Source organism: Rouxiella chamberiensis, assembly GCF_026967475.1.
GTDB lineage: Bacteria > Pseudomonadota > Gammaproteobacteria > Enterobacterales > Enterobacteriaceae > Rouxiella > Rouxiella chamberiensis.
Genome location: NZ_CP114058.1, coordinates 15,640 through 35,902 on the forward strand (window position 1 = coordinate 15,640; position 20,263 = coordinate 35,902).

Below are 20,263 nucleotides of genomic sequence, written 5' to 3' on the forward strand. Positions count from 1 at the left end.
ACTCAGGGCTTCGCTGCTTTTATCTCTCCCGAATTTTTACTCCTTGCTCAACTCGCCTTTCACATAGCCCATCGAGGTTTCGGCAACACGATCCTGACGCGCAATAACGCGGTAGAAGCCGCCCGACAGCAATGCGCCGATAAACCAGCTGAAGTTGGCTACCGCGTGCAGGCTCGGCGTAAAACTGATGACCAGACCAATCAGAACCGGCTGGAACAAGCGACCCGATGGCTTTCGGGTTAAAGCCATTGCGATACCAGTAACGACCCGACGGCGTCGCGTTGAACAGCGCATCGACGTCCAGCTGACCGCGTTTGATCAGGTAGTAATCCACCAGCAGAATGCCGAACAGCGGCCCGATAAAGGCACCCAGTACGTCGAGCGTATAGTGGATGAGTTCGGGAGACTGGAACAGGTTCCACGGCGTCAGCAGCACGGAACCCACGGCGGCAATCATCCCGCCGGTGCGGAAGCTGATTTTTTGCGGCGAACAGTTGGAGAAGTCGAAGGCCGGCGATACAAAGTTGGCGACGATGTTAATGCCGATGGTGGCGATAATCATGGTCAGCAGGCCCAGTGCCACGGCCACGCTGTTGCCGACGCGGCTCACGGTTTCAATCGGATCGGTTATCATTGTGCCGAACAGCGACTGGGTGCCGGAAACGATAACCACGGTGACCACAGAGAACAGCAGGAAGTTGAACGGCAGGCCCCAGCGGTTGCCACGGCGGATTTCGCCCATGCTTTTACCGTAGCGCGAGAAGTCGCCGAAATTCAGCAGCGGACCGGAGAAATAAGACACCACCAGCGCCGTCGCGGTGATCATCTCCCAGGTTTGCTGACCTGGGGTCAGGGTTTTGCTTGCCAGAGTAAACGAAATATTGCTGAAACCGGTCTTGTACACAATCCAGCCCGCCAGCATCAGCATAACCACATACACGGCGGGACCCGCCACATCGATAAAACGCTTAATCGCGTTCATGCCATGCCAGAACACCATCGCCTGCAAGACCCACATCACGCCAAAACAGATCCATCCCAGCGCCGACAGGCCCAGCCAATGCGGCTGCGTTAACGGATTCAGCGCCGGGAAGAACTTGAGCATCACCAGCATCAGCGCGCTGGCCGCAAGATAGGTCTGAATCCCGTACCAGGCGAAGGCAATCAGCCCGCGAATCACGGCCGGAATATTTGCGCCAAACACCCCAAACGCCTGACGGCAGATGACCGCATAGGGAACGCCTGCCTGCTGGCTCGGTTTGGCGACCAGATTGGCGCACAGCTGCACGATGCAGATTCCGCACAGCAGACAGATAAGCACCTGCCAGCTCGCCAGCCCCAGCGTAAAGAAGCTGGCGGCCACCACATACCCTCCCATGCTGTGCACGTCCGACATCCAGAAGGAGAAGATGTTGTACCAGCTCCAGTTCTGGTGGCGGGTGGGGGCCAAATCGTCATTGCAGAGCCTTGGACTGTAGTGCGGCTTGATTATCCCCGCACTCTGCTCAGAGGAAGTCTTCTGGTTTGGCATAAATCGTGCTCCTGTCATAAAGAACAATTTGATAAAGGGGAAACCGGTGTCCGGTAATCCAAAAAAATTCATTCAACAGGTTCATTGCAGGAATTAGGCCAAATTTCATTTTTTGTATACAAAAAAATAAATTCATGTATACGATAAGTTATCTGTTCGGTATACGGAGTAGTCAAGATGACCAGCTGGAACGGCCAGAATACGGCTTATTTTACTGAGGACAAGGACGACCACATTTACAATGCGTTGGTGCGATCGATAGTCGAACACAAGCTTTTGCCCGGCAACAAACTGCCCGAAGAGGCGCTGGCCGACGCGTTTTCCGTGAGCCGGACCGGCATTCGTCGCGTGCTGCAACGCCTCGCAGCAGTGCAACTGGTAACCCTTTTGCCCAAGCGCGGTGCACATGTCACCACGCCGGACGCCGAAGAGTCCCGCAACGTGTTTACCACCCGTAAGCTGCTGGAATGCGCCAATATGAGCGCTGTCGTCGCGCACTGTCAGTCGCCGCATCTCGCCGCCATGAACAAGCTCCTTCAAGAGGAGAAGCGCGCGCATGAAGACCGGGAAGGCACCGCCGCCATCCGACTTTCCGCCGCCTTCCATGTACAGTTACAGGCTATTTCCGGCAACAAGGTGCTGACCGAGACCGTGTCCCAGCTGACCCTGCGCTCGTCGCTGGCGATTGCCGCCTGGGGCGCGCCGTGGCAGCAGGGCTGCCGCTGCCACGATCACGATGATCTTCTCGAACTGCTTAAACAGCGTGATGCCGCCGCACTGGCAGAAAAAATGGCGCACCATTTCGACACCATCGTTGCGAGCCTGCGTTTTGAAAGCAGCGAAGGGCCAACGCCGGACTTTACGCAGATTTTCTCGGAGGTTTCGCCTCTGCCTGTTAAAGATAGGGAAACCCGCTGATGTCTTCCTCACTCTGTATACAATTAATCAATCCCAATACCAGCCTCGGCATGACGGAAGTGATGGCCGCAACGGCACGTCAGGTCGCCTCGGCAGGCACGGAAATCATGGCCGTTTGTCCCGATGAAGGCGCACCCTCGATTGAAGGCCATTTCGACGAGGCCATCGCCACGCTCGGCGTGTTGCAGCAGGTGAAGGCAGGGCGCGAGGCGGGGGTTGACGGGCATATCATCGCCTGTTTCGGCGACCCGGGGCTGCTGGCGGCGCGCGAACTGGCGCGTGCGCCGGTCATTGGCATTGCCGAGGCCGCCATGCATATGGCTACGCTTGTGGCGACGCGCTTTTCCATCGTCACCACCTTGCCCCGTACGCTGGTGATTGCCCGCCATTTATTGCATCAGTACGGCTTCGAGCGCCACTGCGCCGCGCTGCATGCCATCGACCTGCCCGTGCTGGCGCTGGACGACGGCAGCGGCGTGGCGCAGCAAAAGGTCCGCGAGCAGTGCATCAAGGCCAAACAGCAGGACGGCAGCGGCGCTATCGTGCTGGGCTGTGGCGGCATGGCGGATTTGGCACAGGAGTTGACCCTCGAGTTGGGGATTCCGGTCATTGACGGCGTCAGCGCGGCGGTGCGGCTGATTGAGTCGCTGCATGCCCTGAAGCTTTCGACCAGCAAGTTCGGCGACCTCGATTACCCGATTGCCAAACCGCTTTCCGGCCGCTTCCAGGATCTCAATCGTTGAAGAAGCCGCCAAAGCCACATCGCCTCTTTTACTAGAAGACCCGAACAACCAGTGACGAGCAGAGAATATTATGTCTGATATCGATTACGGCTTTACCCGCGACTATCCCCGCGACCTGATTGGCTATGCCGGTCGTCCGCCTCACGCCCGCTGGCCGAACGACGCACGGATCGCCGTCCAGTTTGTCCTGAATTATGAAGAGGGCGGCGAGAACAACGTGCTGCACGGCGATGCAGGTTCAGAACAGTTTTTGTCGGATATCATCGGCGCGGCCAGCTTCCCCGACAGGCATATGTCGATGGATTCGCTGTATGAATACGGTTCGCGCGCCGGTTTCTGGCGCATCCATCAGGAGTTTCAGAAAAGGGGCTTACCGCTGACCGTGTTTGGTGTGGCCATGGCGCTGGCGCGCAATCCCGAGGTGGTCGAGGCGATTAAACAGGCGGATTACGACGTGGTCAGCCACGGCTGGCGCTGGATTCATTATCAGGACATGAGTGAAGCGCAGGAAACGGAGCACATGCGCAAGGCGGTCGCCATTCTGGAGGATCTTTTCGGCACTAAACCGTTGGGCTGGTATACGGGGCGCGACAGTCCAAACACTCGCAAGCTGGTGGTTGAGCAGGGCGGATTCCAGTATGACAGCGACTACTACGGCGACGATCTGCCGTTCTGGACACCGGTAAAACTCGATTCCGGCGAAGTGAAGCAGCATCTGGTCATCCCTTACACGCTCGAAACCAACGATATGCGTTTTGCTTCTCCGCAGGGATTCAACACCGGCGAGCAGTTCTATACCTATCTGAAAGACAGCTTCGACGTGCTGTATGCCGAAGGCGAGACTTCGCCGAAGATGATGTCGATTGGTATGCACTGCCGCATTCTGGGTCGCCCGGGCCGTTTCCGCGCGTTGCAGCGATTCCTTGACTATGTGCAGTCACACGATAGCGTCTGGGTCTGTAAACGTCAGGAAATCGCCGACCACTGGGTCAGGCATCACCCGGCCGATAACTAAGCCCGGCTTCTCTCCTCCCGCGCAGGGAGGAGAGAGTAGGCGTTAAACCATCAGACTGACGTGGGCTGCGACGATGCGCCAGCCGCTCGGCATTTTTACCCACGTCTGCATCTGACGACCCACCTTGTCGCTGCCTTCGCGCCGAAACTCGGTGCTGGCAATCGCCATGTCATCCCCAAAAGTGGTAATGACCGTGTTCTGCAATTCGCGGTCAAGCCCCTGTGATGGACGTGAGGCGCGAAATTCGCGGATCTCCTCGATGCCGTAAAGGTTTTCGCCCGCGCCATAGCGCACGGTACGCGGGTCATGCCAGAACAGTTCATCCAGCACCACCGTATCGTTGGTAATCAGCGCCTTTTCATAGCGATAAAAGGCTGCGTTGACTTCCGCCAGTATGGCGGGGCGATCGATATGTTCACTTTTCATTATTGTCTCGATAAGTCGTTAACCTTTAAAAATCAGCGTACCGGCGAGCTGCTCACGCTGACAATACCCTGCTGTTCCAGTGCCCAGGCCGCACGCAGGCAGAGATCTTCACGCCAAGGCGGAGCAATCAGCTGTAATCCGATAGGCAAGCCGCCTGCTGTGGTCAGCGGGACGGAAACCACGGGCAAGCCGAGGAACGAAATGGGCTGGGTCAGCATACCCATGCTGGCGCGCGTCGGCAGCGACACGCCGTTGAGGGTCAGGGTGTCCTGACCGATCACGGTGGCCGGACACGGCGTCGACGGCGCTATCAGAATGTCCCAATGTTCGAACATCGGCAACACCTGCTGCTGGAACTGCTGGCGGAAACGCTGCGCCTGCACGTACCATGCCGCCGGAATCATCGCGCCTGCCAGCAATCGCTCGCGCGACAGCGGCTCGAACTGCCCGGGAATGGCGCGCAGCTGCGGCAGATACTGGTTGCCGCCTTCGGAGGCGGTGATGATAAAGGCCGCAGAACGCGCCAGCTCCGCCTGTGGCATGTCGACTTCGTCCTGCGCTTCCAGCGCCTGTGCCACCTTTTTACGGCGGCCCTGGCATTATCGTCGCACCAGGTATTGAAGAACCCGCCCAGCACCGCCGTGCGCAGACCCTCCTGCCCACGCGACAGCAGCGAAAAGGTGTCGCACGCCGGTTTGTCCGCCTGAAACGCATCGGCGGCGTCTTTGCCCTGCATGGCGTCAAAGACCAGAGACAGGTCGCTGCTGCTGCGTGCCATCGGGCCGAGATGGTCCAGACTGGCGACAAACGGCTGACTGCCGTGACGCGAGAGTCGACCAAAGGTCGGTTTCAGCCCCAGAATGCCGCTCAGCGAGGCGGGCACGCGAATCGATCCATTCGTGTCGCTGCCGAGGGTGAACTGCACCAACCCGGCCGCCACCGCGGCGGCAGAACCGCCGGATGAGCCTCCCGCAATGCGCTCAAGGTCGCGCGGATTGCGAGTCACGCCGTAATGGCTGTTTTCGGTGGTAAAACCGTAGGCGTAGGCATCCATATTGAGCATGCCGGAGAGCAGCGCGCCCTGTTCGGCGAGGCGCGACACGGTAAAGGCATCCTGTTTGGCGACCGGATTGCTACTGTTCAGACTGGCCCCGGCCAGAGTCACCTCGCCGGTCACATCCAGCAGGTTTTTAACCGCATAAGGCACCGCCGCAAGAGGCGGCAACGTCGCGCCGCCGGCCCGCAGTTTATCCACCTTGGCCGCTTCACTGAGCATCCGCTCGTGGGTCACGTGGGTATAGGCATTGATAACCGGATTGGCGCGCTCGATGTTGTCCAGCGTGTGGCGGGCAATCTCGGTAGCGGACATCTCGCCGCTGTTCAGCGCCTGCTGAATGTCGTGAATGGTGGCCTGCTGCAAAGGTTTCATGCGCGATAAACCCCCGCAATCTCGAGAAGCGGGTCGAGCGGCAGATCCATCAGCGGCTGCGCCATTTGTGCAATGCGGGTGAACTGAGCCAGCAATTCCTGACGACGCGCGTCATCGAGTTCCAGCGCCAGCACGGCTTCCATCTGGCTGACATAGGCCGCCCAATCGACATCACGTGGAGTAGAGTCTGTTTTCATAACGATTCCTGTCTTTCTGGTCTTTTAAAAAGTGAAAAGCATTAAAACCCGGCGGCGCTGCCGTTGCTGCGCGGATCGGACGCACCTTCGAACATGCCGTTGGTATGACGGACTATCGCGCCCGCGTGACCGACCGCCTCACTGAATTCCGGCAGCATCTCGACGTCGTGACCCCGCTGACGCAGCCCCGCGAGCGTGGTGTAGGTAAAGCGACTTTCCATTTTCAGGGAGTCCGAACTCTGTCCCCAGGTTCGGCCGAGCAGCCAGCGCGGCCCGCTAATCGACTCCTGCAACGATTTGCCCTGAATGACGTGGCGAATAAATACGGCGGCCTGCGTTTGCGGTTGTCCGTCGCCGCCCATCGCGCCATACACCAGGGTGCGGCCGTCATACAGGCGGGCAGCGGCAGGGTTGAGCGTGTGGAAAGGCTGTTTGCCCGGTGCCAGCGCCAGCAGATGATCGGCATCGAGCGAGAAAGAGGCTCCCCGGTTTTGCCACATGATGCCGCTTTCCGGCAACACCACGCCGCTGCCGAATTCGTGATAAATGCTTTGAATAAAGGACACGGCCAGCCCGCTGCTGTCCATTACGCCCATCCAGACGGTGTCGCCCGGTCCTTTGCCCTTGCCCCAGTCGGCGGCGCGATGCGGGTTGATGCGGGTCGCCAGCGCGTCGAGGTAGGCCGGATCCAGCAGCGCCTGCGCGTCTTGCGTCATCATGCGCGGATCGGTGATAAAGCGGTCGCGCAGGCCAAACGCCAGCTTGGTGGCTTCGACGATGGAGTGAATGGTCGCGCCTTCATCCATCGCCGCGAGATTCAGGCGGTCGGTGAGGCCGAGGATGGCCAGCGATACCAGACCCTGTGTCGGCGGGGTGAGATTATAAATTTCGCCTTTGCTGTGCTTGAGTTTCAGCGGCGTGCGGCGCTGCGGGCGATAAGCCGCCAGATCCTCCGCCGTCACCGGCATTCCCAGCTTTTGCATGTCGGCGGCCAGACTGGCGGCCAGATTGCCGCGATAGAAGCTGTCCAGTCCTTCTTCGCTCAGTTGCAGCAGCGTTGAAGCAATTTTAGGTTGGGTAAAACGATGCCCGCAAGGCGGCACCTCGCCCTGTGGCAGAAAGGCATCGGCGAATCCAGCTATCGACTCCAGTTCGCTGCGCTTGCTGTGGGTAGCCGCTTCCTGCGAGGCCGTAACCGGAAACCCGTCTGCCGCGTAGCGCACGGCGTCGCGCAGCAACCGCGACAGCGGCTTTTGTTCACCGCCGAATTCTGCGGATACGTTAAGCGCCTCCTGCCAGCCGCCGACGGTACCGGCCACCGTCAGCGCGGCTTTCGGGCCACGATGCGGAATATGGCTTTCGCCTGTATAGAAATCGAGAGAGGCCAGCGAACCGGCAGCCCCGCTGGCGTCGATAGCGACCGGGTTGCCCTGCGGCGGCACGATAAGCCAGAAACCGTCGCCACCCAGCCCGTTCATGTGTGGATACACCACGGCGATGGTCGCGGCTGCCGCCACCATGGCTTCGATGGCGTTGCCGCCTTCCCGCAGAACCGCCAATGCGCTTTGACTGGCGAGGTGATGAGGAGTGACCGCCATGCCAAGCGGTGCGCTGTTACTGTTAATCATGCCGTAATCCTTTTCCCCGATGGGGCGTATTATTTTCTGTCGCACTGTCTGGATATAAGCAAGAGACGTTCCAGATCCTTTGCTTATGGTTAATCTTTTTTGAAAACTGTGAACACGAGCAGGAGGTGGGGGTGAAAATATTTTTGCCGGAGACATTGCCGGACATGCTATCTTCGGCTGAAACGATGGTTACAGGACACCACCAATGAAACAGATCGATGAACGGCTGCGCGGCTATTACGCCGACCTGACGCCGCAGGAACCAGCGGGTGGCAGACTTTATCTTCGACCATATCGACGACCTGATGAGCTATAACAGCGCAGAGCTGGCGCGGCTCAGCGGCGTATCGAAAGCCACTGTCAGCCGTCTGTTCAAGCGTCTGGGATATCCCAGCTATCGCGACATGCGCGACGAGGTGCGAACGCTGCGCCAGAGCGGTATGCCGCTGACCGACAGCCGTGACGCCGTGCAGGGCAACACGTTGCTTTCGCGTCATTACAAGCAGGAAATGGCCAACCTGACGCAATGGATAAACCAGATCGACGGCAATGTCTTTACCGCCGTCATTACCGCGTTAAGTCAGGCCCGCCAAGTGCGTCTACTGGGGTTGCGCAACAGTTATCCGGTCGCGCTACACCTGCGCCAGCAGCTGTTGCAGGTACGTAATCTAGTGTCGATGATGCCGCAACCGGGCCAGACGCTGGCCGAAGAGCTGGTGGATTTGACGCCGCAGGATGTCGTGGTATTTATCGCCTTCCGCCGCCGACCGCGCACTGCACGCGCCATTCTGACCCAGTTGCAGCAGATGAACGTGCCGGTGCTGCTGATTTGCGAACCCCAGGCCCAGTCGCTTATTCCGCTGGCGCGCTGGCATCTCGCCGCGTCGCTCGACAGCGTGTCGGCCTTCGACTCCTATTCCGCCGCCATGAGTCTCGCCAATCTGCTGAGCAATGCCTTGCTGCATGAAATGCTGGCCTCGGGGCGTCAGCGTATTCACCAGATAACCGAGCTGTATACCGATCTCGACGAGCTGGAACAGCGCTGAGTCAAGCGTTTTAGGCCCCGAATTGGTGCTTGTGCACAATAAAAGTGCACGCCCTTTTTCCTGAATTCCTCCCTTTGCCCCGTCGTCGGGCGAAAATTTCCGGCTGAAGATCCGTCCTTTTCGTCTCTAAGCCCTGATGAATATTGAGATTGTCGCTTATCCCTCGTCATTTTCATTTTTTGGCACATTAGTTGCAGAATGCTTGGCATAAGAATCTATCGTTTCATAAACTATTCATCCGGGGAGTCGCAAATGAAAATGAACAAACGGTTAGTGGCGTGGGTTGGTGCAGCTATGTTGATGATTCAGGCACCGCTGGCGCTGGCCGATCAGTTAACGGATATCCAGCAGCGCGGCGTGCTGCGCGTGGCTATTCCTCAAGACTTCCCGCCGTTTGGGTCCATCGGGACCGATATGCAGCCACAGGGTTATGACATCGACATGGCGCAGTATCTGGCGACCAAGATGAAACTTAAGTTGCAGCTGGTGCCCGTTTCCAGCGCCAACCGCGTGCCTTATCTGCAAACCGACAAAGTGGATCTGGTTATCTCAAGTCTGGGTAAAAATCCGGAACGCGAGAAAGTGATCGATTTCAGCAAGGCCTACGCGCCGTTCTTCCTTGGCGTGTTTGGCGCGAAAGGCGATGCACTGGCCGATGTGAAGCAGCTTTCCGGTAAATCCATCGGCGTAACGCGCGGGGCCGTCGAAGATCTGGTGCTGACCGATATCGCGCCGAAAGACGCCAAAATCGAACGTTACGAAGATAACAACACCACGCTTTCTGCCTATCTGTCCGGTCAGGTGCAGTTCATTGCCACGGGCAATCTGGTTGTGGCGGCCATCGCACGCGCCAACCCGCAGAAAGCGCCGGAGTCGAAAGTCTTGCTGAAAGATTCGCCGTGCTTTATCGGCATGCGCAAAGACGAGCCTGCGCTAAAAGCCAGGGTGGATGCGTTGATTGACGAAGCGCTGAAAGACAAAACGCTGAATGGTCTGTCCGAAAAATGGATGAAAGCCCCTCTGCCAGCCAATCTGGGTGCTTGACGGGTCATGAGTCAATACGCGTGCGCAACGGAGGATTTTAATGACGTATCAGCTTAATTTCGCTGCCCTTTGGCCCTATTTGCCGCAGCTTCTTGCCGGCCTGTGGACCACCATCGAGCTGACTTTCATGGCCACGATTGGCGGTATTGCCCTCGGCATCTGCGGGGCTGCCATTCGCAGCGGAAAACGCGTGGTGTTGCGCCGCGTGTGGGGCGTGTATGTCGAAGTCATTCGCAATACGCCGTTTGTCGTACAGCTGTTCTTTATCGTTTTCGGCCTGCCGTCGCTGGGACTGAAACTCACCGCCGGTGAGGCCGCGCTGCTGGCGATGCTGATTAACCTCGGCGCGTACAGTACCGAAATCATCCGTGCCGGCATTCAGTCCACGCCAAAAGGGCAGTGGGAAGCCGGGCGTGTGTTGGGGCTCACCCGCAGCCAGACGTTTTTGCGGGTGATTCTGCCGCCGTCGCTAAAGCGCATTTATCCGGCGCTGGTGAGCCAATGCATTATTGTCATGCTGGGGTCGTCGGTAGTGTCTCAGGTTTCCTATCAGGAACTGACTTTTGTCGGCAGCCTGATCCAGTCGCGGACTTTCCTGAGCTTTGAGACCTATCTGATCTGTACGCTGTTTTATCTGGCGCTATCGATAGTCATGCGCCAGCTGTTGCTGCTGGCCGGTCGCCGCTTCTTTGGGAGTTACAGCTAATGATGACCTTCACCGACTGGGACATCCTGCGCAACCTGTTGCTGGCCGCCCGCTGGACAATTTTACTGTCGCTGGTGGCCTTTATCGGCGGAACGCTGATTACGCTGCCGCTGATGTTGATGCGCCTGACCCGCCGCCGCTGGCTGGTCAATATCGTGCGCGTCTATGTTGAAATCTTTCAGGGCACGCCGCTGCTGATGCAGCTGTTTCTGGCCTTTTTCGGCCTCGGCCTGTTCGGCATCAACGTAAGCCCGTGGACCGCCGCCGCCTTTGCGCTAACGTTTTATTCCAGCGCCTATCTGGTCGATATCTGGTCCGGCAGCATCGATGCCCTGCCTAAAGGGCAGTGGGAGGCCTGCCGCTGTCTCGGACTCAGTTTCGGCCAGACGCTGTGGCGCGTGATTGCTCCGCAGGCGCTGCGCATCGCCATCGCGCCGACGGTAGGTTTTCTGGTTCAGGTTATCAAGGGCACCGCGCTGGCCTCGATTATCGGCTTCGTCGAGCTGACCAAGGCGGGCACCATGCTCAACAACGTCACCTACGAACCGTTTAAAGTCTTTGGATTAGTCGCCTGCGGCTACTTCCTGATGTGTTATCCACTCTCCCTTTACAGCCATTATCTAGAAAGAACGTTGCTTGGAGATAAAAAGTAATGCCGCTTATCACGATTAATCAGGTTCAAAAATATTATGGTCAGAACCATGTACTGAAAGGCGTGGATCTCGATATCGAGGGGGCGAGGTTATCTGCATCATCGGCCGCAGCGGCTCCGGTAAAAGCACTCTGCTGCGCTGCATGAACGGCCTTGAAGCCTATCAGGAAGGCAGCATCAAACTCGGCGGCATGACCATCACCAGCCGCGACCAGCAGGCGCGCGAAATCAGCCGCTCGGTCGGCATGGTGTTTCAGAACTTCAACCTCTTCCCGCACATGACCGCGCTGGAAAACGTCATGCTTGCGCCACGTCGCGTACTGGGTAAAAGCGCCGCCGAATGCCGTGAACTGGCGATTCAGATGCTGACCAAAGTCGGGCTGGCGGACCGGGTCGACTACTATCCCGCGAATCTTTCCGGCGGACAGCAGCAGCGCGTTGCCATTGCCCGCGCGCTGGCGATGAACCCGAAGGTGCTGCTGTGCGACGAAATTACCTCCGCGCTCGACCCCGAGCTGGTCGGAGAAGTGTTGAAAGTATTGGAGCAACTGGCGGCCGAAGGCATGACGCTGGTGCTGGTAACACATGAAATGAACTTCGCCCGCGAAGTCGGTGACCGCGTGGTGTTTATGCATCAGGGCACCGTCTGGGAGCAGGGCGAAAGCCGCGCGCTGTTTGCCCAGCCGCAAACGCCGGAATTCAAACAGTTCATCGCCTCGGTACGCGGTCTGAACGACGTTGCAAATATTTGATTAAAAGGATAATTATCATGGACATCTCGAAATTGGGTCAAATCAATCCGCCTAACCGTCTGCTGATGGGGCCGGGGCCTATCAATGCCGATCCTCGCGTGCTGCGGGCGATGTCGAGCCAGTTGCTGGGTCAGTATGATCCGGCGATGACCCACTACATGAATGAAGTGATGGCGCTGTATCGCGGCATCTACAAGACTGACAACACGTGGACGTTTCTGGTCGACGGCACCTCGCGCGCCGGTATCGAAGCCGTGCTGCTGTCCGGGATCCGTCCGGGCGACAAAGTGCTGGTGCCGGTATTTGGCCGCTTCGGTCACCTTTTGTGCGAGATTGCCCGCCGCTGTCGCGCCGAAGTCCACACCATCGAAGTGCCGTGGGGCGAAGTGTTTGATCCACAGCAAATCGAAGACGCCATCAAGTCGGTGAAACCGCGCTGGCTGCTGACCGTACAGGGCGACACCTCGACGACCATGCTGCAACCCCTCGATAAACTGGGCGAGATCTGTCGTCGATATGGCGTGCTGTTTTACAGCGATGCCACTGCGTCTATCGCCGGTAATGCGCTGGAAACCGATGCGTGGGGGCTGGATGCCGTCTCCGCCGGACTGCAAAAATGTCTCGGCGGCCCGTCAGGCAGTTCGCCGGTGACCATCAGCCCGAAATTCGAAGAGCAGATCCGCCGCCGCAAGTGTGTCGAAGAGGGGATCCGCACCGAGGCGCACGCCGACGGCGACGAAGAGATGATCTACTCCAACTATTTCGATCTCGGCATGATCATGGATTATTGGGGGCCGGAGCGTCTGAACCACCATACCGAGGCCACCAGCATGCTGTTCGGCGCACGGGAATGCGCACGCGTAATCCTCGAAGAAGGGCTGGATAACACCATCGCCCGCCACAAGCTGCACGGCGGCGCGTTGCTGGCCGGTATTCAGGGCATGGGGCTTGAAGTCTTTGGTGACCTGAACCACCGCATGAATAACGTGCTGGGCGTAGTGATTCCGCAGGGCGTGCACGGCGAGCAGGTTCGCTCCACAATGCTCAACGATTTCGGCATCGAAATCGGCACCTCTTTCGGCCCGCTGAGCGGCAAAATCTGGCGTATCGGCACCATGGGTTACAACGCGCGTAAAGACTGCGTGATGCAAACGCTGGTGGCGCTGGAAGCCGTGCTCAACCGTCTGGGCTTTGCCTCGAAATACGGCGCAGGCTCGCAGGCGGCGTGGGACCACTATGCCGCCGTCAATCCTGTGGCAGGAGGTCAGTAATGATGGCCGCCCTCCCGTTGAGTACCGAGGCAGAGCAGGCCGCGCTCAGAGTGATGGCGCGCTGCGATACGCTGGCCGAACTGAGTGAAACGCCGGGTCAGCTGACGCGGGTGTATCTCTCCGCGCAGCACATTCAGGCCAACCGCGTGGTGGGCGAATGGATGGCGGCCGCAGGTATGACGACCTGGCAAGACAGCGTCGGCAATATCTGTGGACGCTATGAAGGACTGGATCCGCAGGCGCCCGCGCTGCTGCTCGGCTCGCATCTCGACAGCGTGCGCAACGCCGGGCGCTATGACGGCCCGTTGGGGGTGCTGACGGCTATCGAAGTGGTCACCCATCTGCACGAGCACGGCATTCGTCTGCCGATGGCGGTGGAAATTGTCGGTTTCGCCGACGAAGAGGGCACCCGTTTTGGCATCACGCTGCTCGGCAGCCGTGGACTGACCGGCACCTGGCCGCAGGACTGGCTCCAGCGCACCGATGCACAGGGCATCAGCGTTGCCGAAGCGATGCTGAGTCTCGGACTCAATCCGGTCGACATCATCAACGCGCAGCGCGAAATCACGGATTTCTGTGCTTATCTCGAGCTGCATATCGAGCAGGGGCCTTGCCTGCAGGCCGCGGATCTTCCGCTTGGCGTCGTTACCGCCATCAACGGCGCGCGCCGCCTCAACTGTGGTTTTATCGGCCATGCGGGTCATGCCGGTACGGTGCCGATGGGGCATCGTCAGGACGCGCTGGCCGCTGCCGCAGAATGGATGGTCGCGATTGAAACCCTCACCACCTCGCGCGCAAACAATCTGGTGGCGACGGTAGGACATCTCGACACTCTGCCCGGCGCAGTCAACGTCATTCCGGGTGAAGTGAAATTAACGCTCGATGTTCGCGGTCCTGAAGATGGCGCGCTCGCCGAGTTGCTGACAAGCCTGCTGGACACGGCGCAGCAGATAGCGGCCCGTCGTGGATTAACCTTCTCGGCCGAACAGTTCTACGGCATTTCGGCCACCGCCTGCGACTCGCAGTTGCAGCAAAGACTGGCGCAGAGTGTGGAAGGCTTGCAGGGCGAGGCAATGCTGCTGCCGAGCGGTGCAGGACATGACGCCATCGCGATTGCCGAGCGCTGGCCGGTCGGCATGCTGTTTGTTCGCTGCAAGGACGGCATCAGCCATCATCCCGACGAATCCGTGACTGTCGACGATGTCGCTTACGCAACGCAGGCTTATCTCGATACGGTGCTGAGCTTTCGCCACGCCGTATGAGTAAAGGGAGATAAAAATGACACTCGAAGAGTTCAATGCGCTGTCCGAGCGCGAGGCGCGCGAAGTATTGACGCCGTGCGTCAATATCGCCGAATGGGTCGAGGCGTTAATTCATGCGCGGCCCTTTGCCTCGACCGAGGCCGCAGTCGCCGTGGCCACGCAGGCCAGCGAAAACTGGCAGCCCGAGGCCGTAAGCCGTGCCCTGGCGCAGCACCCGCGTATTGGTGAACGCGTGCAGGGCGATAGCAGGGAGGCGGCACTTTCCCGCGCCGAGCAGGCGACGCTCGGGCTGGGCGCACAGCAAACCGCCGACGCACTGCTGCAAGGCAATCAGCAGTATGAACAGCGTTTCGGCCGCGTCTTTCTGATCCGCGCCAAGGGCCGCACGCCCGACGAGATCCTGATGCATCTGCATCGTCGTCTGCAAAACAGCGACGCGCAGGAGTGGCGCGAAACCGCCGAACAACTTCAGCAGATTACGCTGCTGCGCTTTAGGGAGTTATTACGCTGATGACCAAAATCACTACCCACATTCTGGATACCTCACTCGGTAAACCTGCTGCACAGGTGCGTGTCTGGCTGGAAAAAATCGAGGACGGCCGGGCAACGAAAATCGGTGAATCCGCAACCGACGAAGATGGTCGCGCGACCTCGCTGACGCCAGACGGCGTGTCGGCCGGCAACTACCGGCTGTATGCCGATGTCGGCAACTACTTCGCCACCACGGCGCGGGAAACGCTCTATAACCTCGCGATCGTCGACGTCAATATTGCGGCCGATCAACCGCATTACCACTTGCCGATACTGCTTGGCCCTTATTCCTACTCAACCTATCGCGGTAGCTGAACTTATTGCGCTCATTGACCTTATCGCGGTAATCCACCGCCGGGAGTTGCTCAAATGAATGACGTCACCACACCGACGGCCGCTTCGCCAGCCCCTGAAGACAGTCGTTTGCCGCTGGGAAAAACTTTTGCCTACGGCTTGCAGCATATTCTGACCATGTACGGCGGGATTATCGCGCCGCCGCTGATTATCGGCAGTGCTGCCGGGTTGGGCGCGGCACAGATTGGTATGCTCATCACCGCCGCGCTGTTTGTCAGCGGATTGGCAACGCTGCTGCAAACGCTGGGTGTACCGGGCTTTGGCGCACGCCTGCCGCTGGTGCAGGGCGTCTCATTCGCCGGTGTTGCCACGATGGTGACCCTGGTGACCGGCGGTGGCGGTCTGCCGGAAGTGTTTGGTGCCGTCATGGTCTCTTCATTGATTGGGTTGCTGATTGCGCCTTATTTTGCGCAGATTATTCGCTTCTTTCCGCCGGTTGTAACGGGCACGGTGGTGACAGTCATCGGCCTGTCGCTGATGCCGGTCGCGGTGCGCTGGGCGATGGGCGGCAATGCCCACGCGCAAGACTGGGGCTCGACGGGCAATATCGGTCTGGCGGCGTTTACGCTTGCGATTATTCTGTTGCTCAACCGGTTTGGCAACAAGGCCATCGGTCGAATCTCCGTGCTGCTGGCGATGGTGCTTGCGACCGTGGCGGCCATCTTTCTCGGCAAAACACACTTTTCAACGCTGGGTCATGGCCCGATGCTGGCTATTCCGTCGCCGTTTGCCTTTGGATTGCCGACCTTCAATCTGGCTGCGATTCTGTCGATGCTGTTGATTGTGCTGGTTTTACTCACCGAAACCACAGCCGGATTGATGGCGATTGGGGAAATCGTCGGCTCGCCGGTAGATTCAAAACGCATCGCCAAAGGTCTGCGCGCCGATATGCTGAGCAGTGCGCTGTCGCCGGTGTTCAACTCCTTCCCGCAGAGTTCGTTTGCGCAGAACATCGGGCTGGTGGCGCTGACCGGCGTGAAAAGCCGTTTTGTGGTGGCGGCGGGAGGAGTGATTCTGGTGGCGCTGGGTCTGCTGCCCGGTCTGGGTACGATTGTCGCCTCTATTCCCGCGCCGGTGCTGGGCGGGGCGGGCGTCGTGCTGTTTGGATCGGTGGCGGCCAGCGGCATTCGCACGCTGTCGAAGGTGGATTACAAAGACAACATGAATCTGGTGGTGGTGGCGACCTCAATCGCCTTCGGGATGATCCCTATCGTGATGCCAAGCTTCTATGATCAATTCCCGGGCTGGGTGCAAACGCTGCTGCATTCAGGCATAAGCGCCGCCTGCCTGGCAGCACTCACATTGAACGCCTTGTTCAACCCATTAAGAAATGCGGATGCCTTAACCGCACACTCTTAGTCAGCGCGTCGTGGCTGACGTCCCGCTCTCTGTTGCTCTGGCGCACCTGTTGCAGCAGCGCCATCAGCAGAGGGTGTGGGCGTTCGCGGCGCGACTGCAATTCAGGATTGGCCTGCACGCCGATGAAAAACGGATGCGTACGCAGCTCGACGGATTCCGCCGACAGCCCCGTTTCATCGGTCCCGCTTATCTGCAAGCCTGCGCCTGCGAGCTGGTCCAGCAGTTGCGGGCTCAATCTTCTGCGCTGGTTGTAGCGCATTTTCGCCTCGCGTCCCATCATCTTCGCCATTTTGCTGCCGGCCTGGAATATCACTTTGTGATTGCCCTGACGCAGCGGCTCAGGCTCGAGCGGCAGGCTGGACTGAAGCGCATTCAGCGTCGAAGGACCCGGCGTGGCGATGGCGTCGTCGCCGAGAATATGCTGGCCAAGCGCCGCCACCATCATATGCATGCCGCCGTTGAGACCCAGAATCGGCGTCTGATTTTCCAATGCCCATTTCGCGACCGCGAGTTGACTGGCGGTGTGGGCATGAGCGCTTTCGGCACCCTGAACGCCGAGGCCCGGCAGGAGAATGCCGTCAATGTCGAACAGGGTGCTTTCGAGTTGACTGCCGACAAGCGCAGGCGAGAGATAAATCACCTCAATGTTCATTGCCAGTGCATCGGCGGCGTCTCCCAGTGCAGCCAGCGTGGCCGGATAGCTGTCGCGGTGCTCGCTGGCTTCGCCCGGCAGCGCCAGACGCAGGTTCTTTCCGGCGCGCATAACCGGTTGATTCATGGCCCCGGACACCCAGCGGCCGAAGCTGTCCCGGGTCCAGCTCTGGCAGCGCGTTTTGCCGCTTTCGCAGTCTTCCAGCTGATAAAGATTGCTCTCCCTGACTACGCGCAGGGATTCGATAAGGATCCCTTTTTCGACGATCCCGCGGATCAGATCTTGATAGCACTCTGAAGAAAGCGGCTGGTTGAGAGGCACGACGATGTCCTCTTTAACTGCCCGATTTAACAGCGATTCCATATCGAATTCGCCTTTCGCGCCGTGACCGGTCAAACGTTCCAGCCACAGCAGCCCACTCGTCACTTGCTCGCCTTCGGCACACACGTATTGACGAGCATTGATAAAGCGTTTGCTGTCGAAACTGACCGGCAGGTGACACAGCGGCAACGCCCGTAACTCAGCAAATATCGCCGCCAGCGCACCGTAAAAGGCAGGTTCAGGTGTGGAGTGTGCAATAAAGGTGATTGTCATCAGTTACCCTCTGTCAGATGATTTGGCAGGGGGAATTGGATGCAAGAATTACACCAGCTGGCAAAGAGAAGGGAAGCTTTACAATTAACAGGCATAATCGGTATGGGCGGGCGCAGGGAAGGTGTCACTCCGCTGCGCCCGCAACCTCAAAGGCTAGGCTGCGTGGTTACTCATGGCGCTGAAAGCTGTCGGCATCGCGCCAGGCGGGAAAGGCTTCGCGATATTCCTGCAACGCCTCGAGCGACAGCTCGGCCTCGATTATCATCGCCGCGCCCGGTTCGGCACGCGCCAACTCTTCGCCCAGCGGATTGATGATGAGGCTGTCACCGCTGTAGTGATGGCCGTTGTCGTCGTCGCCAATGCGGTTGCAGCCCGCCACGTAGGCCTGATTCTCGATGGCGCGTGCGGTCAGCAATGTCTGCCAGTGATGCGTGCGGCGCGCAGGCCAGTTGGCGACATACAGTGCAAGGTCGTAATCCTGACTGTTGCGCGACCACACCGGAAAACGCAGGTCATAGCATACCTGCGGAAGAATGCGCCAGCCGCGCCACTCCACCACCTCGCGATGAGTACCGGCAACATAATAGTTATGCTCGCCGGCCATGCGAAACAGATGACGCTTGTCGTAGCGGTGCACATTGCCGAGCGGTTCGACCAGCAGGAAACGGTTGACCGCCCCCTTCGAGGTGGTCAGTGCCACGCTGCCGCCTATCATGGCGTTCAGTGTGCCCGCCCACTGCTGCAACCACTCGATTACCCGGGATTCCGGCAGGGCGCGGCCTGGAGCCTGCATGGCAAAGCCGGTGGTAAACATTTCGGGCAGCACGATAAGGTCGCGATCGACCAGTTTTCCCAGCAGCGCATCGAAATGGCTCAGATTGGCTTCGCCATCCAGCCAGACCAGCGGTTGCTGTAATACCGAGATTTTTAGAGTTGACACAGGCGCTCCGCAGCCGCATCCAGCGTGGCTTCTTTCTTGGCGAAGCACAGGCGGATGAGTTTATGCGGGAAAGGATCGGCACAGAATACCGACAGCGGAATAGCCGCCACGCCGACGTGTTCGACCAGCCACTGACAGAAGGCCACATCGTCCAGATCAGAGACGGCGCTGTAGTCGACCAGCAGGAAATAGGTGCCTTCGCTCGGCAGCACCTTAAGGCGGCTTTTTGCCAGACCTTGCGCCAGCCGGTCGCGCTTGGCCTGATAGAATTCCGGCAATTCCTGCCAGTGTTCAGGCTGTTCGCGCAGCATGTCGGCGAGCGCAAGCTGCACCGGCGTGGTGATGGCAAAGGTCAGAAACTGGTGAATCTTGCGCAGTTCGAGGCTGATTGCCGCAGGTGCCACGCAGTAACCTACGCGCCAGCCGGTCATGTGGAAGGTCTTGCCAAACGAAGAAACGGTGATCGCCCGCTGGCGCAGTTCGGGATGGCGCAGCACGCTGGCATGACCCTGCTTCGCAAAGCAGATGTGTTCATAGACTTCGTCGCTTATCACGAAAATATTGCGATCGGCGATGATTTGCCACAGGCGATCCACGTCTTCATGGGTCCAGGCTGTCGCCGTCGGATTGTGCGGGGTATTGATAATGACCACTTTGGTGCGATCGGTAATCTGATCGGCAAATTGCGCCCAGTCGACCTTGAACTGCGGCGGCAGAAGCTGGATACGCTTGCTGACACCGCCCGCCAGCTGTACCGCCGGAGCGTAGCAGTCGTAGCTCGGGTCGAAACTGATGACTTCATCGCCCGGAGAAACCAGGGCGGTTATCGCAATGTACAGCGCTTCGGTCGCGCCGGAAGTAATGGTGATGTCGGTTTCGGCATCGGGACGGTAGCCATAACCCAGCTCGGTTTTATCGGCGATGGCATTGCGCAGCGCAGGCGTACCGGTCATCGGCGCATACTGGTTGGCGCCCGCCGCCACATGAACGCCGAGTTGCTGGCGCAGATACTCGGGGCCGTCGAAATCCGGAAACCCCTGAGACAGATTGATGGCATTGTGCTTTTGCGCCAGCGCACTCATTTGCGAAAAGATGTTGGTGCCCAGCGCAGGCAGTTTGCTCGAAGGAACAAGGGCTGCGGTGGAAGGTGTGGAAGGTAATGTCATGGCGGTTCTTGCTCCCGTCGCCTGTTGCGCGATAAAAGTGGCCCGGG

17 protein-coding genes and 4 pseudogenes are annotated in these 20,263 nt (G+C 58.9%); 13 read left to right on the plus strand and 8 right to left on the minus strand.

Going from position 1 to position 20,263, the window contains the following annotated elements; all coding sequences use genetic code 11:
• Window positions 1-36 precede the first annotated feature (36 nt).
• Window positions 37-1,531: pseudogene (locus O1V66_RS00085) on the minus strand (NCS1 family nucleobase:cation symporter-1).
• Window positions 1,532-1,708: 177 nt separating this feature from the next.
• Between O1V66_RS00085 and O1V66_RS00090 the strand changes: the two are divergent.
• From O1V66_RS00090 to puuE, 3 genes are all read left to right on the plus strand, one after another.
• Window positions 1,709-2,449, plus strand: a complete 741-nt coding sequence (locus O1V66_RS00090; RefSeq protein ID WP_045049399.1) for a GntR family transcriptional regulator — start codon at window positions 1,709-1,711, stop codon at window positions 2,447-2,449.
• A complete protein-coding gene (locus O1V66_RS00095) occupies window positions 2,449-3,192 on the plus strand; it encodes an aspartate/glutamate racemase family protein (RefSeq protein ID WP_045049398.1) in 744 nt (247 codons plus the stop codon). The genes O1V66_RS00090 and O1V66_RS00095 overlap by 1 nt, the downstream gene beginning before the upstream one ends.
• Window positions 3,193-3,262: 70 nt before the next feature.
• Window positions 3,263-4,207 (plus strand): allantoinase PuuE, encoded by a 945-nt coding sequence (gene puuE, locus O1V66_RS00100; RefSeq protein ID WP_045049397.1) that lies wholly within the window; start codon window positions 3,263-3,265, stop codon window positions 4,205-4,207.
• A 42-nt stretch (window positions 4,208-4,249) separates the two neighbouring features.
• Here puuE and hpxZ read toward each other — a convergent pair whose 3' ends face one another.
• From hpxZ to O1V66_RS00120, 4 genes and pseudogenes are all read right to left on the minus strand, one after another.
• Complete coding sequence (gene hpxZ / locus O1V66_RS00105; protein WP_045049396.1) at window positions 4,250-4,633, minus strand: oxalurate catabolism protein HpxZ; 384 nt, start codon at window positions 4,631-4,633, stop codon at window positions 4,250-4,252.
• A gap of 32 nt (window positions 4,634-4,665) precedes the next feature.
• Window positions 4,666-6,062, minus strand: a pseudogene (locus tag O1V66_RS00110) (AtzE family amidohydrolase).
• Complete coding sequence (gene hpxX, locus O1V66_RS00115; RefSeq protein ID WP_045049394.1) at window positions 6,059-6,259, minus strand: oxalurate catabolism protein HpxX; 201 nt, start codon at window positions 6,257-6,259, stop codon at window positions 6,059-6,061. Before hpxX ends, O1V66_RS00110 begins: the two are co-directional and overlap by 4 nt.
• A 41-nt stretch (window positions 6,260-6,300) precedes the next feature.
• Window positions 6,301-7,887 carry a gamma-glutamyltransferase family protein gene (locus O1V66_RS00120; protein WP_045049393.1) on the minus strand — a complete coding sequence of 529 codons (1,587 nt, stop codon included), beginning with the start codon at window positions 7,885-7,887 and terminating at the stop codon, window positions 6,301-6,303.
• 205 nt (window positions 7,888-8,092) lie between these two features.
• On the opposite strand from O1V66_RS00120, the pseudogene O1V66_RS00125 reads away from it, so the two are divergent.
• From O1V66_RS00125 to O1V66_RS00170, 10 genes and pseudogenes are all read left to right on the plus strand, one after another.
• Window positions 8,093-8,933: pseudogene (locus O1V66_RS00125) on the plus strand (MurR/RpiR family transcriptional regulator).
• Between the two features lie 252 nt (window positions 8,934-9,185).
• Complete coding sequence (locus O1V66_RS00130; RefSeq protein ID WP_045049391.1) at window positions 9,186-9,977, plus strand: transporter substrate-binding domain-containing protein; 792 nt, start codon at window positions 9,186-9,188, stop codon at window positions 9,975-9,977.
• Between the two features lie 40 nt (window positions 9,978-10,017).
• A complete protein-coding gene (locus O1V66_RS00135; protein WP_045049390.1) occupies window positions 10,018-10,683 on the plus strand; it encodes an amino acid ABC transporter permease in 666 nt (221 codons plus the stop codon).
• Between the two features lie 2 nt (window positions 10,684-10,685).
• The gene (locus O1V66_RS00140; protein WP_152623667.1) at window positions 10,686-11,336 is read left to right on the plus strand and encodes an amino acid ABC transporter permease; all 651 of its coding nucleotides are present in this window, start codon (window positions 10,686-10,688) and stop codon (window positions 11,334-11,336) included.
• Window positions 11,336-12,087, plus strand: a pseudogene (locus O1V66_RS00145) (amino acid ABC transporter ATP-binding protein). Before O1V66_RS00140 ends, O1V66_RS00145 begins: the two are co-directional and overlap by 1 nt.
• Before the next feature lie 17 nt (window positions 12,088-12,104).
• Entirely contained in the window at window positions 12,105-13,358 is a 1,254-nt protein-coding gene (locus O1V66_RS00150; protein WP_045049387.1) for a pyridoxal-phosphate-dependent aminotransferase family protein, read from the plus strand.
• A gap of 2 nt (window positions 13,359-13,360) precedes the next feature.
• Window positions 13,361-14,620 carry an allantoate amidohydrolase gene (hpxK, locus tag O1V66_RS00155; protein ID WP_152623666.1) on the plus strand — a complete coding sequence of 420 codons (1,260 nt, stop codon included), beginning with the start codon at window positions 13,361-13,363 and terminating at the stop codon, window positions 14,618-14,620.
• Window positions 14,621-14,636: 16 nt separating this feature from the next.
• Window positions 14,637-15,131: a 2-oxo-4-hydroxy-4-carboxy-5-ureidoimidazoline decarboxylase gene (uraD, locus tag O1V66_RS00160; protein WP_045049385.1), complete on the plus strand. Its 495-nt coding sequence runs from the start codon at window positions 14,637-14,639 to the stop codon at window positions 15,129-15,131.
• Window positions 15,131-15,466 (plus strand): hydroxyisourate hydrolase, encoded by a 336-nt coding sequence (gene uraH, locus O1V66_RS00165; protein WP_045049384.1) that lies wholly within the window; start codon window positions 15,131-15,133, stop codon window positions 15,464-15,466. The genes uraD and uraH overlap by 1 nt, the downstream gene beginning before the upstream one ends.
• 54 nt (window positions 15,467-15,520) lie before the next feature.
• Window positions 15,521-16,864, plus strand: coding sequence for a nucleobase:cation symporter-2 family protein (locus O1V66_RS00170; protein WP_045049383.1), 1,344 nt, complete (start codon window positions 15,521-15,523; stop codon window positions 16,862-16,864).
• On the opposite strand, the gene O1V66_RS00175 is transcribed toward O1V66_RS00170, so the two are convergent.
• The 3 genes from O1V66_RS00175 to O1V66_RS00185 all read right to left on the minus strand — a co-directional run bounded on the left by O1V66_RS00175 (window position 16,821) and on the right by O1V66_RS00185 (window position 20,216).
• Entirely contained in the window at window positions 16,821-18,110 is a 1,290-nt protein-coding gene (locus O1V66_RS00175) for a glutamine amidotransferase-related protein (RefSeq protein WP_045049382.1), read from the minus strand. The two genes, O1V66_RS00170 and O1V66_RS00175, sit on opposite strands and share 44 nt — an antisense overlap.
• A 166-nt stretch (window positions 18,111-18,276) precedes the next feature.
• Window positions 18,277-19,050: an amidohydrolase gene (locus O1V66_RS00180; RefSeq protein ID WP_045049381.1), complete on the minus strand. Its 774-nt coding sequence runs from the start codon at window positions 19,048-19,050 to the stop codon at window positions 18,277-18,279.
• Window positions 19,038-20,216: a pyridoxal phosphate-dependent aminotransferase gene (locus O1V66_RS00185; protein WP_045049380.1), complete on the minus strand. Its 1,179-nt coding sequence runs from the start codon at window positions 20,214-20,216 to the stop codon at window positions 19,038-19,040. Before O1V66_RS00185 ends, O1V66_RS00180 begins: the two co-directional genes overlap by 13 nt.
• Between the last annotated feature and the right edge of the window lie 47 nt (window positions 20,217-20,263).

Bases quoted from the DNA above. Each gene is read 5' to 3' on its own strand.
- O1V66_RS00150 (WP_045049387.1), top strand. From the start codon at position 12,105: ATGGACATCTCGAAATTGGGTCAAATCAATCCGCCTAACCGTCTGCTG.
- uraH (WP_045049384.1), top strand. From the start codon at position 15,131: ATGACCAAAATCACTACCCACATTCTGGATACCTCACTCGGTAAACCT.
- hpxK (WP_152623666.1), top strand. From the start codon at position 13,361: ATGGCCGCCCTCCCGTTGAGTACCGAGGCAGAGCAGGCCGCGCTCAGA.
- O1V66_RS00140 (WP_152623667.1), top strand. From the start codon at position 10,686: ATGACCTTCACCGACTGGGACATCCTGCGCAACCTGTTGCTGGCCGCC.
- O1V66_RS00095 (WP_045049398.1), top strand. From the start codon at position 2,449: ATGTCTTCCTCACTCTGTATACAATTAATCAATCCCAATACCAGCCTC.
- O1V66_RS00175 (WP_045049382.1), bottom strand. From the start codon at position 18,110: ATGACAATCACCTTTATTGCACACTCCACACCTGAACCTGCCTTTTAC.
- O1V66_RS00185 (WP_045049380.1), bottom strand. From the start codon at position 20,216: ATGACATTACCTTCCACACCTTCCACCGCAGCCCTTGTTCCTTCGAGC.
- puuE (WP_045049397.1), top strand. From the start codon at position 3,263: ATGTCTGATATCGATTACGGCTTTACCCGCGACTATCCCCGCGACCTG.
- hpxZ (WP_045049396.1), bottom strand. From the start codon at position 4,633: ATGAAAAGTGAACATATCGATCGCCCCGCCATACTGGCGGAAGTCAAC.
- O1V66_RS00090 (WP_045049399.1), top strand. From the start codon at position 1,709: ATGACCAGCTGGAACGGCCAGAATACGGCTTATTTTACTGAGGACAAG.
- O1V66_RS00120 (WP_045049393.1), bottom strand. From the start codon at position 7,887: ATGATTAACAGTAACAGCGCACCGCTTGGCATGGCGGTCACTCCTCAT.
- O1V66_RS00135 (WP_045049390.1), top strand. From the start codon at position 10,018: ATGACGTATCAGCTTAATTTCGCTGCCCTTTGGCCCTATTTGCCGCAG.
- hpxX (WP_045049394.1), bottom strand. From the start codon at position 6,259: ATGAAAACAGACTCTACTCCACGTGATGTCGATTGGGCGGCCTATGTC.
- uraD (WP_045049385.1), top strand. From the start codon at position 14,637: ATGACACTCGAAGAGTTCAATGCGCTGTCCGAGCGCGAGGCGCGCGAA.
- O1V66_RS00170 (WP_045049383.1), top strand. From the start codon at position 15,521: ATGAATGACGTCACCACACCGACGGCCGCTTCGCCAGCCCCTGAAGAC.
- O1V66_RS00130 (WP_045049391.1), top strand. From the start codon at position 9,186: ATGAAAATGAACAAACGGTTAGTGGCGTGGGTTGGTGCAGCTATGTTG.